The organism is Paraburkholderia yinzeri (assembly GCF_046581065.1).
Lineage (GTDB): Bacteria > Pseudomonadota > Gammaproteobacteria > Burkholderiales > Burkholderiaceae > Paraburkholderia.
This window is the reverse complement of the sequence record NZ_JBFOCJ010000002.1, coordinates 375,271-390,068: the sequence shown is the minus strand read 5'-3', so window position 1 is coordinate 390,068 and position 14,798 is coordinate 375,271. Positions and strand designations below refer to the sequence as shown.

Here is a 14,798-nt window from a genome sequence, read left to right as displayed (position 1 = left end):
GCGCACTCCGTAATTCGTACTCCCTGGTAGAGTCATTCGATGATCAAACGCAATTACATGTTGATGACAACACGGCCGGCGGTACCCGCGGCGACGGCGCGATATGCGTCCTGGCCGTGAGCCAGATCGAAGCGGTGAGCGATGATGGGCGCTCTCAGCTTGCCGCTTTCGAAGCCTTCTACGAGCGCGGTCATGAGCGGCGCCGACTCGGCGACGCTCAGCTTCGCGCTGTCGGCGCCGAACAGTTGGGTTTCGTTGTGGTAGAAGTCGATCATGTCGAAATCCACCCGCCGCTTGCCCGTGGCGCTGATCTCCACCACGCGGCCGCGCCGCTTCGCCAGATGCAGGGCGGTTTCGAAGGCAATGCCACCCACGGAGTCGTACACCACGTCGACGCCGCCCGTCAGTTCGCGAACACGGTGGATCGTGTTGTCGTCGAACGGCACGTATTCGTCGATGAGCTCCGCAGCAGGCGAGCCGGCAGCCGGCGCGGCAGTGCCAATGCCGATCACCCGGCAGCCGCGCGCCTTTGCGATTTGCGTAACGGCGCCGCCGACTCCCCCGCCTGCGCCGATCACGGCAATCGTTTCGCCTTCTTTCAGTTGTGCATAGGTGACGGTCCCGAGCCAGGCGACGACGAAGTTCACGCCGATGGCCGACGCCTCTTCGTGCGAGAGCGTTTCGGGCTTGCGAGAAAGCGCCGCAAGCGGCACCCGGAGGTACTCGGCGTGCGTGCCGTCACGCGTAAAGCCGATGTCGCCGCCGGTGCCCCACACATCCTTGCCGAGCCATTCGGACGGCCCTTCCACCACGACGCCGCTGAAATCCCGTCCGGGGATGCGCGGCCGAACCGTGTGGTCGAAATGCCCGGATACGTTCTTGACGTCGCTCGGATTCACCGACGCGCTGCGAACCTGGACGATGGCGCTGCTGCTGTCCCGTTCCGGTGTGGGCACGTCGACGTATTCGAGAACGTCCGGGGCGCCGAAGGATTTGAATTGCAAGGCTTTCACGTCATCCGCTCCTGGTGTTGTGTTGCCGTTTTTGCCGCTGCTTCTCGCGCTCTTCTTTCAGCGGCGCCATCACCTCGAGGATGTACTCGCGCGCGTCGCCACGCGTGGCGACCCGGCTGAAGCGCGCGTGTGCCGCGTCGTTGCCGACCCGTTCCCTGTGTGCCTTGCGCAGCACGTGTAGCAGGCCCATCAGCGTGCTGGAATCGGGCACGGGCTCGTGGTCGCGCTCGTGCGCGGGCGTTGGCTGGGTCATGTTCCGATCCTTTCCGGGCAGTCCGGGCGGCAGGTTTGGGTGATCAGCGCCAGGACGTCGTTGGCGTCCCTGTCGCGATCGGTCAGCGGTGAGAGGCCGAACAGGCGTTGCAGGGTCGCTGGCACCGAACTGTGATCATACGTCGTGTGATCGACCTGACCCTGTGCGACCCAGGGCGACACGACGATGGCGGGAACGCGCACGCCATACACGTCGAAGCCGAATCCGTTTGCGTTCAGCGTCGCGGGCGCGCCGTCGTTCGGCGGCACGGCCTGGCCGGGCCTGACCGAGTCGTAGAAGCCGCCGTGCTCGTCGTAGAGGATCAAAAGGAGGCTCTTGTCCCACACCGGCGAGTTGCGGATCGCGCCGTAGACGCGGGCGACAAGCTGGTCGCCGCCGGAGAGGCCATCCATCGGATGCTGCGAACTGCCGTTCTCGTAAGTGTTGTTCACGACGTTGCCGTAGCCCGGTTCGATGAAGGTATAGCGGGCCGTGTAGTTCGAGGCGAGGTCCGCTTCGAAATGGGACAGATCGTCGATGTCGCTGAAGCTGATGCCCTTGAGCGACGCCACCTGCGGTATGTGTCCGAGCGGATCGCCCAGGTGGTCCTGGTACAGGCGGTAGTTGCCTTTGCCGAGCGCGTCGAAAATGGATCCGTTCGGATAGGGGAAACCGTCCAGTCCATCCCACGTGCACATCTCGTCCGAGCTTGGCGAATGATCGAGTCCGGCCGAAGAAGCGCCATGCAGGAAATAGCGGTTCGGCCAGGTGGGGCCGGGCATCGACGCATGCCAGCCGTCGCATAGCACGAACTGCGTGGCGAGCTGGTACAGCGCGGGAGACTGCGCGCGGGCGTCGACGCCGAGCATGATGTCGTCCACGTCGCCGCCTCGCGGTGGCGCGCCCTCGGTGCGGGTGGTCGCGTAGTTCGAGACGAAGCCGGAGTTGTCGACCGGCGGATAGGGCTGGCCCCGCTGGAATTGCGCGCCCGGGCCGCAAAGCTGCTCGACCACGTCGGTGAATTCGTGCCCGGGGTCGGTGGGCATCTGGCCAGGCGCGCCGCCGCCGAATGCGTAGGCGGCGCCGTTGAAGGCGTTCGAATTTGCGGCGGTCGCGCCCGCGATTCCGGCGATACCCGACAGCGCGAACAGATGGTCGAAGGACCGGTTTTCCAGCATCAGCACGAAGACATGCTGGATGATCTGGTCCAGACCGGCTGTGGCCGCTGCGTTTGCGTTCATGAGGCATGCTCCTGTCGTTCGCTGCACATCCGGGCGGTTCTTCTGCCTTCGGGCGCGAGGCCCGCTCAATGCCAGATAGTAACCCGCATGGCACCGGCACTTCCGAAAGTGCTGTCGAATCGAATTTTTGTGCAGGGACAGTCGATTTTCCTGCCGATATTCTTCCTCCCTCAAAGCGATACGCCCGGCACCGGCCCCGTCGATACAACGTCGACGCAACGTGTCGGCCGGCTTCATCGAGAACCGCAACACGGGTGAATTCACGCTGAACGGTACGGCCTATGGCGGTATCGCCGTTACACCGGGGGCCAATACGCGCGGCATCATCGTCGGCATGGTTCACAAGTTCTGACGCGCTCAAGCCCGTTTCAAAGCGCAATCCGCAATCCGCAAGCGAAGCCCTTCAGGTTTCGGACGGGGGCGCCTCCGGCAGCGAGATCTCGATGCCACGGCGGTGCAGTGCAGAAAGCACGTGATACACGCCCTTGAAGCACATCACCGGGAGTGCGGCGCGCCAGCTTCCGCGGAGATTGCCCGCCAGCAGATTGACGATGCCGTCTCGCATCCACAAACCGTTGGACGGCGCCATGAAAAGCGTACGCATGACAGGGTCGTTCACGCGATAGATCAGCCAACTGATCCGATCCATTGCCGCCGACAGTTCTTCGTTGGCGGTTTGCGCAAGCTTCTTTCCGCGTGCCGGATCGTCGAGCCAGACGTGGGCCGCCTCGGCGCCGAGTTCTCCTCCCGTCATCGCCATCAATACGCCTGTCGAGAACATCGGATCGACAAAGCCGTAGGCATCGCCGATCATCAGGAAGCCGTTACCGTTGCCCTCGCGCGCGCGATAGCTGTAATTGGCGGTGCTGTAGACGTCCGATACGCGCTGTGCGCCTTGCGCGCGAGCCGCGACGGTCGGGCTCGAGGCGATACGCTCGGTCAGCAGATCGGTCGGCGTTCCCTTGCGGGCTTTCCACGCTGCCTGGTTGCCCACAAAGCCAATGCTCATGGTGTCGCCGGGCAGCGGGATCAGCCAGAACCAGCCGTCCTCCGCCAGATGAATGCTGATGTAGCCCGCGAGGTCGCCTTCCCGGCGCGCCACGCCTGTGAAATGCGCATAAACGGCCGCCGTGTTGTTGTATTTGTTCGAAGTCTTGACCTTCATCCGCGACGCGAGAAACGTATCGCGGCCCGAAGCGTCGAGCACGTAGCGCGGATGCCATTCGCGGGTGCCGCCCGATTCGTCCTGTGCGGACACGACGTGACGTCCGCCGGCGTCGTCCAGCCTGACTTCCGTGACACGCGTGCGCTCGAAGCACTCGGCCCCGCGCGCGCCGGCGTGTCTGAACAACAGGGCATCGAGGTCCGCACGCCGTACTTGCCAGGCGTGCGTACGATCTCGATTCAGCGCGTTTTCGAACGGAAACGCACAACTGCGGCCGGTACGGTCCGAAACGAATTCGGCCCCCGGCTTATGGACGCCGATCTCCTGTACCTGATCCAGAACGCCGAGCCGCTCGAAAACGTCGAGGTTACGCGGCAGCAGGCTTTCGCCGATATGAAAGCGCGGATGCGCTTCCTTCTCCACGAGCACGACGTGGCGTCCTTTCATCGCGAGGAAGGCTGCCGCCGTGGCGCCGGCGGGGCCGCCGCCGATGATCAGCACGTCCGGCCGGCTCGAATCGCTTTTCGATGAGTTCATTGTGCTGGCTTCCAGAAAGGGCGTATTCATGAACGCAAGGCCGATAGCGCGACCGTCACCGAAAAAACGCCGAGGACAAGGGAAGCACTGCGAAGCAGATATTTCGGCGTCAGCACTCCCAGGCGACTGGCGCCGAGCTGCGCGCCCAGACCCACCCAGAGCAGTCCGATGGGAAACACCGAGGCGAGAAAGAGTCCCATTGCTTCCAGCCAGGCCACGCCGCTCGCGAAAGCGGCTTTGGGAAAAATCGTTCCGCCGAACAGAATCGCTTTCGGATTCAGCAACGTCGCGAAAAGCAGGTCCCGCGTGCCGATCACTTTATGTTCTCCGTTGGCGAGTTCGAGCGTCGCATTCCACAAGCGCACCGCGAGATAAGCGATGTAGATTGCGCTTCCCCCTCGCACGACGGCCGGAAGCCAGGGCAAGCTCTGCGCGAGCGTGGTGAGGCACATCCCCCAGAAGGAGATAGCGATTGCATATCCACCGGCCTCCGCAAGGGTAAGTCGCGACGACCGGCGAAAACCCTGCGCGAGTCCCGCGGCAGCAAGCAGCGTATTGGTGGGGCCCGGCATCACCAGAAGGAGGAGCACGCCAGGCAGGAACAAGCCGAGGCCAGGGAGTGGAATCATCGTGTTGTCAGAAGGTGCCTTCCGGCGTGACGTATGAAATTTGCCGAAGGGGGCACGGAGATTCAGCGGGCTGACGCGGCAATTTTTGTTCCCGATCAGCGCAACCGGAAGCGGCGAGACGGTTTCCCGGCGGCCTGCCGCAGCCGATAGCCGTATTTTGCCATCGCGGACGGTCTGTGCTTTCGTGCGATGAGCGCGCGCACGAAAGCGGGATCGAAGCGCGGTTAGTCAGCGAGGGTGCCGGCATGCCGGGATGATGCCCAAATCTCACAATACAAAATTATGTCGCGTATGCCAGAAAACGCTGCCGCGGCGCAACAGACAGACGTTGCGTATCGTTGGAGTGAATTGCGTATTGTGACAAGACGGTGGTATGTCGTTGAATCAACAATGTTTTTTTTGGCTTCCGCAGAGATGGCATGGGGGCCGCGACGGTCACTTATCCCGGTACTCTCTACATAAAGATTCTTGAACCTGTGGAGAGACGAGATGTTGCACGTTTATATCGAGCCGGTACCGAAGGGGCAGTGGGGGCCGATTGATGGCTATCGCATTGAAACGCAGGATGGCACGAAGATATCGAAGGAACTGCTTCGTTCCGAGAGACTCGCGATTAGTGAGGCAAGGCTGCTTGGCTACCTGCCGTTGCTTGCAACGGTGCGCATACCGGACAAGGCTATCGCCGAGCATTGGCAACCGGCCGGCGAAGCCCACGTGCCGGCCTGACCGTGCGTGAGTGCGTCAATGGTACGTTGTCGTCGACGATTGCAGCTTCGTCAGCGTACCGTTTCTGAACCGGAACCAGCCTTCCGGGCTTTGCATCACGACTTCATCGGGTTGCCAGTACACGCGCTTGACCGTCATGCGCAGATTCGAGCGTTGTACAAGCGGCGGATGGCGGCGAAAGTCGTAGAGTACGGGACCGTAAGCGGTCTGCACGAGCATGCGCGTGATCGTGCCGCTTGCGTGGTCAGTTTCCTGGCCGGCTTCGTCGAAATGCACCAGCGTTTTCGCGTCGAAGCGGTCGAAAATTTCCTTGTCGAGCATGGCGACGAAATCGTGGTCGTCGCGCACGAATTGCAGTGTGCCTGAAGCGGTGACGAGCGCATCGGACGCGGTGCTTTGCGCATGAGCGCAAGTCGTGAACGAGGCGGCGGCGAGCGCGGCAAGTAACAGGCGTTTCATGGTGTTTTCCAGATTGGGTGGCGGCTCCGATAACGGAGTGTGACGCACAAACGGTCCCTCAGGGCACGCCAAAAGAAATGGCGCCGCAAGCGTTCAGCCTGCGGCGCCATTTCGTGGTGCTACGACTACGACGCAAACACCGCGCCGGAGTTCGGCAGCGCGCTTACACCGTCACGCTGTCGGCGACTGCCTTGAAGTCCTCGATCTGGTCGAAGTTCATGTACTGGTAAATCTTGTCGCCGTTGGCGCTGAGCACGCCCATGTCGGCCATGTACTCTTCCTTGGTCGGGATCTTGCCCAGACGCGAGCAGATCGCCGCCAGTTCCGCCGAGCCGAGGTATACGTTCGTGTTCTTGCCAAGGCGGTTCGGGAAGTTGCGGGTCGAGGTGGACATGACCGTCGCGCCTTCGCGCACCTGTGCCTGGTTGCCCATGCACAGCGAGCAGCCCGGCATTTCGGTGCGCGCGCCGGCCGTGCCGAAGACGCCGTAGTGGCCTTCCTCGGTCAGTTGCTTCTGGTCCATCTTGGTCGGCGGAGCGACCCACAGCTTGACCGGAATGTCGCGCTTGCCTTCCAGCAGCTTCGACGCGGCACGGAAGTGACCGATGTTGGTCATGCACGAGCCGATGAACACTTCGTCGATCGTAGCGCCCGCCACGTCCGAGAGCGTCTTCACGTCGTCCGGATCGTTCGGGCAGGCCACGATCGGCTCGTGGATGTCGGCCAGATCGATCTCGATGACGGCGGCGTACTCGGCGTCCGCATCCGGTTGCAGCAGTTGCGGATCGGCCAGCCATGCTTCCATCGCCTTGATGCGGCGCTGGAGGCTGCGCGGGTCCTGGTAGCCTTGCGCGATCATCCACTTCAGCAGCGTGATGTTGCTGTTGAGGTATTCGATGATCGGTTCCTTGTTCAGGTGGACCGTGCAACCGGCGGCCGAACGTTCTGCGGATGCATCCGAGAGTTCGAACGCTTGCTCGACCTTCAGGTCGGGCAGTCCTTCGATTTCGAGAATGCGGCCGGAGAAGATGTTCTTCTTGCCTTGCTTGGCGACCGTCAGCGTGCCTTGCTTGATGGCGTACAGCGGGATCGCGTTGACGAGGTCGCGCAGCGTGACTCCCGGCTGCATCTTGCCCTTGAAGCGCACGAGCACCGATTCCGGCATGTCCAGCGGCATCGTGCCGGTGGCGGCCGCGAAGGCGACGAGGCCCGAACCCGCCGGGAAGCTGATGCCGATCGGGAAGCGCGTGTGCGAGTCGCCGCCGGTGCCCACGGTATCGGGCAGCAGCATGCGGTTCAGCCACGAGTGGATCACGCCGTCGCCCGGGCGCAGCGCGATGCCGCCACGGTTGCTGATGAAGTTCGGCAGCGTCTGGTGGGTCTTCACGTCCACCGGCTTCGGATAGGCGGCGGTGTGGCAGAACGACTGCATGACGAGGTCGGCCGAAAAGCCCAGGCACGCCAGGTCCTTCAGTTCGTCGCGCGTCATCGGGCCGGTGGTGTCCTGCGAGCCGACCGAGGTCATCTTCGGTTCGCAGTACGTGCCCGGGCGCACGCCCTGGCCTTCCGGCAGGCCGCAGGCGCGGCCGACCATCTTCTGCGCGAGCGAGAAGCCCTTGCCGCTGTTGGCCGGCTGCTGCGGCAGGCGGAACAACGTCGACGGGGCGAGGCCCAGCGCTTCACGCGCCTTGGCGGTCAGGCCACGGCCGATGATGAGGGGAATGCGGCCGCCGGCGCGCACTTCGTCGAACAGCACGTCGGACTTGACCTGGAATTCGGCGATGACTGTGCCGTTCTTCAGGGCCTTGCCTTCGTACGGGCGCAGTTCGACCACGTCGCCCATTTCCATCTGCGAGACGTCGAGTTCGATCGGCAGGGCGCCGGCGTCTTCCATCGTGTTGTAGAAGATCGGGGCGATCTTGCCGCCCAGGCACACGCCGCCAAAGCGTTTGTTCGGGATGAAGGGAATGTCTTCGCCCGTGAACCACAGCACCGAGTTGGTGGCCGACTTGCGCGAGGAGCCGGTGCCGACCACGTCGCCCACATAGGCTACCAGGTGGCCCTTTTCCTTCAGCGACTCGATGAACTTGACCGGGCCGCGCTTGCCGTCTTCTTCCGGCGTAATGCCGGGACGGGCGTTCTTCAGCATCGCCAGCGCGTGCATGGGGATGTCCGGGCGCGTGGTGGCGTCCGGGGCCGGCGAGAGGTCGTCGGTATTGGTTTCGCCCGTCACCTTGAACACGGTGATGGTCAGGCTTTGCGGCACTTCCGGACGGCTCGTGAACCATTCGGCGTCGGCCCAGCTTTGCAGCACGGCCTTGGCGTTCGCGTTGCCCTGGTCGGCCAGTTCCTTCACGTCGTGGAACTGGTCGAACATGAGGAGGGTTTTCTTCAGTGCTTCGGCGGCCGTGGTGCCCACTGCGGCGTCGGACAGCAGCTCGATCAGCGGGGCGATGTTGTAGCCGCCCAGCATCGTGCCCAGCAGTTCGGTGGCGCGAGCGCGCGAGATCAGCGCGCAGGCGGTTTCACCCTTGGCGAGGGCGGCCAGGAAACCGGCCTTCACGCGGGCGGCTTCGTCCACGCCGGCGGGCACGCGGTGGGTGATCAGGTCGAGCAGGGTCTGCTCTTCGCCCGCGGGCGGATTCGTCAGCAGTTCCACCAGCTCGGCGGTCTGCTGAGCCGTCAGCGGCAGGGGGGGAATGCCGAGCGCGGCGCGCGCGGCTACATGAGCACGGAAGTTTTCAAGCATGGTGGACCTGCTGGTATTGCGTTTCAGGGGATGGCCGGGCGCGGCGAGGCTGTTCCGGGCACTGCTTTGATCGCGATTCTAGTTCCAATGCCCTGTAACGTCAAATGTCTTATGTCTTATATAAGACTTGATCAACCCTTCGCTCAATGCGGCCTGCCGTTATGCTGGAATCCGCATGTTGGGCGTGTCTTTTTGCCAAGACGCGTCTGTTTTGGCTCCATATACTCGCCTGACATTGCCCGACGCCACGCCGCTCCCCTCCCGGAGGCAAGCCATGTCGACGATTCCAGCACGCATAGAACGCATGCCGTACGCGAGCTTTCATCGTCGACTGCTGTGGCTGGGAGGGCTGGGGTACGTGTTCGATGCGATGGATGCCGCCGTGCTGGCTTTCATGCTGCCCGTGCTGCGCGCGCAGTGGCATCTGGGCAGCGTGCAGACCGGCGTGCTCGGCAGCGGCACGTTCATTGGCTATTTCTTCGGCGCCGCGGTGGCCGGCATCCTCGGCGACGTGATCGGCCGGCGCACGGTCATGGTGTGGGCGCTGATCATCTACTGCGTCGCCTCGCTCATTAGCGCCGCGGCGCAGGATTGGCCCTTCTTCATGGCGATGCGCATCGTCGCCGGTGTCGGCACCGGCGCCGAAAGTGCCATCGTGGCGCCGTTCCTCTCGGAGTTCGTGGCGCGCAAGTATCGCGGCACGTTCACCGGTAGTCTGGCGGCATTCTTCTCGTTCGGCTTCGTCGCTGCCGCGGTGCTCGGCTATCTGGTCATTCCGCTCGCGCCCGGCGCGTGGCGTCTTGTCTCGGTGATCACCGCGCTCCCGGTCGTCATGCTGCTGTGGTGGCGGCGCGCGCTGCCGGAATCGCCGCGCTGGCTCGACAGCCGCGGCAGAACCGCCGAAGCGGAGGCGATCGTCGACCAAATGGAGGCGGAGTTGCGTGCCGCCGGCGTACAGCTCGAACCGCTGCAGGCGCACGAGCCGGTCGCCCTGGCCACCGCGGGGCGCGGCACACCGCTGGGTAACCTCAAGGCGCTCTGGTCGCGCGAACTGGCGAGCATTACCGCGATGGCCTGGTTGATGTGGCTGTCGATCACGTTCAGTTACTACGCGTTCTTTACGTGGATCCCCGGCCTGCTGGTGCAAAGCGGCATGACCATTACACGCAGCTTTTCGTATTCGCTCGTCATGTACCTGGCGCAAATTCCCGGTTACTTTTCGGGTGCGTGGATCAATGAAAAGATCGGCCGCCAGGCCACCATCGCGATCTACATGGCCCTTGGCGGTATCTCCGCGCTGGGGCTCGCGCTCACGCACGGCAATGCCGGAATCCTGACGTCGGGTTTCTTGCTGTCGTTCTTCATGAACGGGACCTATGCCGGCGTCTACGCTTTCACGCCCGAAGTGTTCCCCACCGATGTCCGTGCGACCGGCATGGGCGTTGCTTCGGCAATCGGGCGCCTGGGCGCGATCGCCGCGCCCATTCTGGTCGGCTATCTCTACCCGCGTCTGGGCTTCGGCGGAGTTTTCGGCGCCACGACGCTGGTACTGATCATCGGCGCGCTCGCCGTTCTCATCATGGGCGTACCCACGCGCGGCCGATCGCTGGAAGAAATTGCCGCCATGCGCCTGAAACGCTGAACCGCTCGCAGCCCGCGCATGGTGCGCTCACACGAGGCATTCGAAGGAGGAACGTATGGACCGCATCCTGTTCAAGAACGGCGCTTTGCTTGATCCACAGCGAGGGGCCTTGCAGCCGGGCCACAATCTGCTGGTGGAGGGCGACACGATCAAGGAAGTATCGCAACAGCCGATTGCCGCGCACGACGCGCAGGTCATCGACCTCGAAGGCAAGACCATCATGCCTGGCTTGATCGACCTGCACGCACATATGATCGCGACACAGTTCGACCTGCCGAGCCAGGCCAGAATGCCCAACGTATTCGTGACCCTCAAGACGCTTCCGATCATGCGCGGCATCTTGCGGCGCGGGTTCACGACGGTGCGCGATGCGGGCGGTGCCGGCTTCGCGCTCAAGCAGTCGATAGAAATGGGCCTCGCGCAGGGCCCACGGCTGTTCATCGCCGGGCGCGCGCTCAGCCAGACCGGCGGCCACGGCGACGTGCGCGCGCGCTCGGACTTCATCGCCGGCGACGCGCCGTGTAACTGCTGCGTGCGCGTCGGGGCATTGAGCCGGGTAGTCGACGGTGTCGACGCGTTGCGCCGGGCAGTGCGGGAAGAACTGCAGATGGGCGCCGACCAGATCAAGATCATGGCTTCCGGCGGCGTTGCGTCGCCGACCGACCCGGTTGGCGCGCTCGGCTACTCGGAGGACGAGATCCGCGCGGTCGTCGCCGAAGCCGAGGCGCGCGGCACCTACGTGATGGCGCACGCCTATACGCCTGAATCGATGCAGCGTGCGGTGCGCTGCGGCGTGCGCACCATCGAGCACGGCAACCTGATCGACGCACCAAGCGCCGCGCTGATGGCCGAGTACGGCGCGTACGCGGTCCCTACGCTGGTGGCCTACGAGGCCTTGCATCTCGAGGGCGTGCGCTACGGCTTGCCCCCCGAGAGCGCGGCCAAGATCGACATCGTGCGCGAGGCCGGCTTGAAGTCGCTGGAAATATTCAAACGCGCCGGGGTCAAGATGGGCTTCGGCAGCGATCTGCTCGGCCCGTCGCATCGCATGCAAAGCGACGAGTTCGCGATTCGCGCACAAGTCCTGACGCCCGCGGAGATCATCGGTAGCGCCACGACTATCGGCGCCGAAATTCTCGGCATGACGGGCAAGCTGGGACGCCTTACGCCGGGTGCCTGCGCCGACGTGCTGGTGGTCGATGGCGATCCGCTGCGCGACTTGAACTGTCTCGGCGGCCAGGGCGACCACATTCCGCTGGTGATGAAGGGCGGTCGCATCGAATTCAACGAACTGCATTGAACAGGAGTACGATGGTTCTGGTGCAGGCGTTGCTCCTTACGACCTCACGCACCGGAACCCCGCATACACATACTGATACCTCGGCTGAAACCAGTTGCGGAACGTCGGCCGCAGCATGCAAGCCGCCGTTCGCGGCGACCCGCCCTTCATCGCGTAGTGCCGGCCGTCGAAGAAATTCGCGGAATACCCCTCGTAGAAAGGAAAGGCCGTGAAGCCGGGCAACGGTCCGAATACCGACGACGTCCACTCCCAGCCGTTGCCATACAGCCCTTCCACGCCCCACGTGCTTGCACTATCCGAAGTCGCGTCCACGGCAACGGGATTCCAGCTGCGGAAATCGAAATTGTCGGTCGTGCCGGGCAGGGCGCCATGTGCCGCCCGCTGCCACTGCGCCTCGCTTGGCAGGCGGGCGCCGCGCCAGCGCGCGAACGCACTCGCTTCCGCGTGGCTCACGTACGCAGGCCAGGCGAGCGGCAGGGGAATGTCGTCGAACATGGTTCGCAGGCGCCATTGCCCCTTGTTCTGCGACCAGAACACCGGATGGGCGACGCCTTGTGCCTCTTTCCACGCCCAGTCGGCATCGTTCCACCAGGTCTCGTTGCGATAGCCCCCGTCTTCGAGGAACGCCAGATACTCGCCGTTGCTGACCATGTAGCGGTCGATCTCGAAGGCCGGAAGCTCCACCTGCTGTTCGCCGAATTCGTTGTCCCAGCCGAACAAGCCGCGTTCCGGCGTCATCCCGAGCTCGGTGCGGCCCGCCGGCACGCTGACCATCGAAGACGTTACGGTGTACAGATGATCCGGCAGGGCGCACGTCGCAGCGAGCGCTTGCTTTTGGCCGTGCGGCAACTGGTGAAGCATGTAGGCGAGCGTCTCGACGTGCATGAGCCGATGTTCGATCGCCACGTTGAGCAATTGCCCGGGACCTGCATGATGCGAGGTGTCGGGAGGCAGGCCGAGCGTGGCGAGCCGTTCGTCGATATGTGCACGGTTCGCGTGCGCATAATCGCGTATTTCGGCGAGGCGAGGCCAGTCTTCCGGCATGTCGGTGGGCAGCCCGCCGTCGACGGGATCGATGCCGAAGGCGAACAGCCGGTCCAGCCGGGGATCGACGGACGGCAGGTCGAACAGGCGCTGATCGAAGAGATTGCGGTCGAACGCTTCGAGATGGCCGATATAGAACACGATCCGGTGCCGCTCGCCTATCGGCCGTTCGTAGAGGAACTCGGGCTTGACGATGTCGAATAGTGCATCGCTGGCGGCGCGTGCGGCGATAAGGCGCTCGCCGAGCGTGAGGGCGGGCGGGAGAGGCATGATGGCGGTTCTCCATGCTTGGGCGGTGTTCGAGACTTTACCGCTGTCGCAGGAGTCGTGCCACGGCGCGACGCTCAGACGTGGCGCAACCCTTCGAAGTCGATGATGCGAATGAGCTTGCCCTGCGCGTCGATCAGGCCGCGCTTCTGAAATCTTGACAAGGTACGGCTCACGGTTTCCAGCGTCATGCCAAGATAGCTGCCCATGTCGTCGCGCGTCATGCGCAGATTGAATTCGGCGTGCGAATAGCCACGTTGGCCGTTGCGGTCCGATACGTCCAGCAGGAAGGCCGCGACGCGCTCGTCGGCCGAGAGCGAGCCTAGCACCATCATCTGGGACGACTCCCGGTACAGTTGCTCGCTCATCAGCCGGTGCAGGCGGTCCTGCATCGCGCCGGTTTCACGGCACAGGTGTTTGAGCGCCGAGTACGGGATGATGCAGACGGAACTGTCCTCGAGCGCGACGGCCGAGCAGGTATGGCTGTCGGTGCTGATGCCGTCGAGGCCTAGCGGGTCGCCGGCGAGACGAAGGCCTGTTACCTGCTCGCGCCCGTCGCGGTGGGCCATGACGGTCTTGAGCGAGCCGGAACGAACCGCGTAGAGATTGTCGAACGGATCTCCCGCGCGATAGAGCGCTTCGCCGCGCCGCACGCTGCGTGCGCTGCAGATAAGGGCTTCGATTTTGGGCATGTCGTCGACAGCGAGGCCCTGCGGCATGCAGAGGTGGCGCATCGCACAACTGGAGCAGCGGGCCGAGCTGCGAAGATTCGCTGCAGACGTCCGGTTCGTGCGGCGTACGGTGGTATGAGAGACGACGGTTGGCGTTAGCATCTGCCTGCTCCTGTATTTGTGCTGGAGCAATTGTCCCACCGTGTTTCAGACTTGAATTGGCGGCAAAATGACGCGCTTTTGAGATGGATGTCTTTGCGCGTTGTCAGAGGCCGCGCGCGTCAAGGGATACGCGCAAGCAGCCTCTTGTCAAGCGTCAAGTTTCGGACCGCTATCTTTTTATTATACCGCCACCGTCGCGCCGGCCGAGGACGGAATCAGCAGGACCGGAAGCGTCGACTGGCGCACGCAGCGCTCGGCAACGCTGCCGAGAATGAGCCGCTGGAACCCGCGGCGGCCGTGGGTGCCCATCACGATCAGATCGGCGCCGGCCGTCTTCGCGGCGTTTAGCACGAGCGTGGGAACGTCGTCGAGCGACGACGCCTCGCCCGTGAGCATGTCGCCATTCACGCCGCGCTCGCGCATGGTGCTGGTCAACTGCGCCGCAAGCTCGTTGCCCTGCGCGATCATCTGGTTGCGCAGGATGGACGGGTCGTAACCGGGTGCGTCGAAGTACATCGGCGTGTTTTCGATCACGTAGTAAGGCTGCAGGGTCGCGTCCATCGCTTTCGCGAGTTCGAGCGCCGCTTCGAAGGCTCGCCGCGACGTGTCGCTGCCGTCGACCGCGACGAGAATGCGTTTGTACATGGAACCTCCGCTTGTATGAGATCGGAACGTGCGCGGCTTGGACTTCGCGTGATGGCGCAGCCTTGAAAGATCCGGTAGGGCTGACCAAGCTGACAGAAAGTCTAAACGATTGTGGAAAAAAATGCGGGTCAGTTGTATGAGAAATGGAAGCGGCTGGAAGGAAGATCAACAAATGGACGTCGGCCGGAGACTTGCGGAGGCTCTGCCGTCTCGCTATCGTGGCGACTCTTTCGCTGCGCCGCGCCGCTTTCGACTCCTGCCGTGACTTCCGCCTCTTCCTCCCTGTCGTTTCGCG

Annotated in this window: 14 protein-coding genes; 4 read left to right on the top strand and 10 right to left on the bottom strand. The window is 63.6% G+C overall.

Translation table 11 applies throughout. The features are described from left to right. Positions 1-53: 53 nt before the first annotated feature. The 3 genes from WJ542_RS18920 to WJ542_RS18910 are packed head-to-tail and all read right to left on the bottom strand — an operon-like array spanning position 54 to position 2,507. On the bottom strand, positions 54-1,013 hold the full coding sequence (locus WJ542_RS18920) for a quinone oxidoreductase family protein (RefSeq protein ID WP_411190968.1): 960 nt from the start codon (positions 1,011-1,013) through the stop codon (positions 54-56). Between the two features lies 1 nt (position 1,014). Continuing rightward, positions 1,015-1,266 carry a hypothetical protein gene (locus WJ542_RS18915; protein ID WP_411190967.1) on the bottom strand — a complete coding sequence of 84 codons (252 nt, stop codon included), beginning with the start codon at positions 1,264-1,266 and terminating at the stop codon, positions 1,015-1,017. Then, positions 1,263-2,507 carry an alkaline phosphatase family protein gene (locus tag WJ542_RS18910; RefSeq protein ID WP_411190966.1) on the bottom strand — a complete coding sequence of 415 codons (1,245 nt, stop codon included), beginning with the start codon at positions 2,505-2,507 and terminating at the stop codon, positions 1,263-1,265. The genes WJ542_RS18915 and WJ542_RS18910 overlap by 4 nt, the downstream gene beginning before the upstream one ends. A gap of 220 nt (positions 2,508-2,727) precedes the next feature. On the opposite strand from WJ542_RS18910, the gene WJ542_RS18905 reads away from it, so the two are divergent. Continuing rightward, positions 2,728-2,859, top strand: a complete 132-nt coding sequence (locus tag WJ542_RS18905) for a hypothetical protein (protein ID WP_411190965.1) — start codon at positions 2,728-2,730, stop codon at positions 2,857-2,859. A gap of 51 nt (positions 2,860-2,910) precedes the next feature. Here the strand turns inward: WJ542_RS18905 and WJ542_RS18900 are convergent, their stop codons facing one another. Further along, positions 2,911-4,209 (bottom strand): NAD(P)/FAD-dependent oxidoreductase, encoded by a 1,299-nt coding sequence (locus WJ542_RS18900; protein WP_411190964.1) that lies wholly within the window; start codon positions 4,207-4,209, stop codon positions 2,911-2,913. A 26-nt stretch (positions 4,210-4,235) separates the two neighbouring features. Next, positions 4,236-4,814, bottom strand: coding sequence for a LysE family translocator (locus WJ542_RS18895; RefSeq protein WP_411190963.1), 579 nt, complete (start codon positions 4,812-4,814; stop codon positions 4,236-4,238). Between the two features lie 513 nt (positions 4,815-5,327). Between WJ542_RS18895 and WJ542_RS18890 the strand changes: the two genes are divergently transcribed. Then, positions 5,328-5,564, top strand: coding sequence for a hypothetical protein (locus WJ542_RS18890; protein WP_411190962.1), 237 nt, complete (start codon positions 5,328-5,330; stop codon positions 5,562-5,564). A 15-nt stretch (positions 5,565-5,579) separates the two neighbouring features. On the opposite strand, the gene WJ542_RS18885 is transcribed toward WJ542_RS18890, so the two are convergent. Both WJ542_RS18885 and acnB read right to left on the bottom strand, forming a co-directional pair. Next, complete coding sequence (locus tag WJ542_RS18885; protein ID WP_411190961.1) at positions 5,580-6,023, bottom strand: hypothetical protein; 444 nt, start codon at positions 6,021-6,023, stop codon at positions 5,580-5,582. A gap of 163 nt (positions 6,024-6,186) precedes the next feature. Continuing rightward, the gene (acnB, locus tag WJ542_RS18880) at positions 6,187-8,772 is read right to left on the bottom strand and encodes a bifunctional aconitate hydratase 2/2-methylisocitrate dehydratase (protein ID WP_411190960.1); all 2,586 of its coding nucleotides are present in this window, start codon (positions 8,770-8,772) and stop codon (positions 6,187-6,189) included. A gap of 274 nt (positions 8,773-9,046) precedes the next feature. Here acnB and WJ542_RS18875 point away from each other — a divergent pair, with 274 nt between their 5' ends. Together WJ542_RS18875 and WJ542_RS18870 are read left to right on the top strand one after the other, a co-directional pair. Further along, entirely contained in the window at positions 9,047-10,414 is a 1,368-nt protein-coding gene (locus WJ542_RS18875; RefSeq protein ID WP_411192492.1) for an MFS transporter, read from the top strand. 55 nt (positions 10,415-10,469) lie between these two features. Further along, positions 10,470-11,714, top strand: a complete 1,245-nt coding sequence (locus WJ542_RS18870) for a metal-dependent hydrolase family protein (protein ID WP_411190959.1) — start codon at positions 10,470-10,472, stop codon at positions 11,712-11,714. 36 nt (positions 11,715-11,750) lie between these two features. Here the strand turns inward: WJ542_RS18870 and WJ542_RS18865 are convergent, their stop codons facing one another. The 3 genes from WJ542_RS18865 to WJ542_RS18855 form a co-directional block, all read right to left on the bottom strand. Continuing rightward, positions 11,751-13,028 (bottom strand): SUMF1/EgtB/PvdO family nonheme iron enzyme, encoded by a 1,278-nt coding sequence (locus WJ542_RS18865; RefSeq protein ID WP_411190958.1) that lies wholly within the window; start codon positions 13,026-13,028, stop codon positions 11,751-11,753. A gap of 74 nt (positions 13,029-13,102) precedes the next feature. Beyond that, positions 13,103-13,858, bottom strand: a complete 756-nt coding sequence (locus tag WJ542_RS18860; RefSeq protein WP_411190957.1) for a helix-turn-helix domain-containing protein — start codon at positions 13,856-13,858, stop codon at positions 13,103-13,105. 180 nt (positions 13,859-14,038) lie between these two features. Beyond that, positions 14,039-14,503 (bottom strand): universal stress protein, encoded by a 465-nt coding sequence (locus tag WJ542_RS18855; RefSeq protein ID WP_411190956.1) that lies wholly within the window; start codon positions 14,501-14,503, stop codon positions 14,039-14,041. Positions 14,504-14,798: the final 295 nt, after the last annotated feature.

Bases quoted from the DNA above. Each gene is read 5' to 3' on its own strand.
- WJ542_RS18910 (WP_411190966.1), bottom strand. From the start codon at position 2,507: ATGAACGCAAACGCAGCGGCCACAGCCGGTCTGGACCAGATCATCCAG.
- WJ542_RS18865 (WP_411190958.1), bottom strand. From the start codon at position 13,028: ATGCCTCTCCCGCCCGCCCTCACGCTCGGCGAGCGCCTTATCGCCGCA.
- WJ542_RS18900 (WP_411190964.1), bottom strand. From the start codon at position 4,209: ATGAACTCATCGAAAAGCGATTCGAGCCGGCCGGACGTGCTGATCATC.
- WJ542_RS18875 (WP_411192492.1), top strand. From the start codon at position 9,047: ATGTCGACGATTCCAGCACGCATAGAACGCATGCCGTACGCGAGCTTT.
- WJ542_RS18915 (WP_411190967.1), bottom strand. From the start codon at position 1,266: ATGACCCAGCCAACGCCCGCGCACGAGCGCGACCACGAGCCCGTGCCC.
- WJ542_RS18890 (WP_411190962.1), top strand. From the start codon at position 5,328: ATGTTGCACGTTTATATCGAGCCGGTACCGAAGGGGCAGTGGGGGCCG.
- WJ542_RS18870 (WP_411190959.1), top strand. From the start codon at position 10,470: ATGGACCGCATCCTGTTCAAGAACGGCGCTTTGCTTGATCCACAGCGA.
- WJ542_RS18855 (WP_411190956.1), bottom strand. From the start codon at position 14,503: ATGTACAAACGCATTCTCGTCGCGGTCGACGGCAGCGACACGTCGCGG.
- WJ542_RS18885 (WP_411190961.1), bottom strand. From the start codon at position 6,023: ATGAAACGCCTGTTACTTGCCGCGCTCGCCGCCGCCTCGTTCACGACT.
- acnB (WP_411190960.1), bottom strand. From the start codon at position 8,772: ATGCTTGAAAACTTCCGTGCTCATGTAGCCGCGCGCGCCGCGCTCGGC.
- WJ542_RS18860 (WP_411190957.1), bottom strand. From the start codon at position 13,858: ATGCTAACGCCAACCGTCGTCTCTCATACCACCGTACGCCGCACGAAC.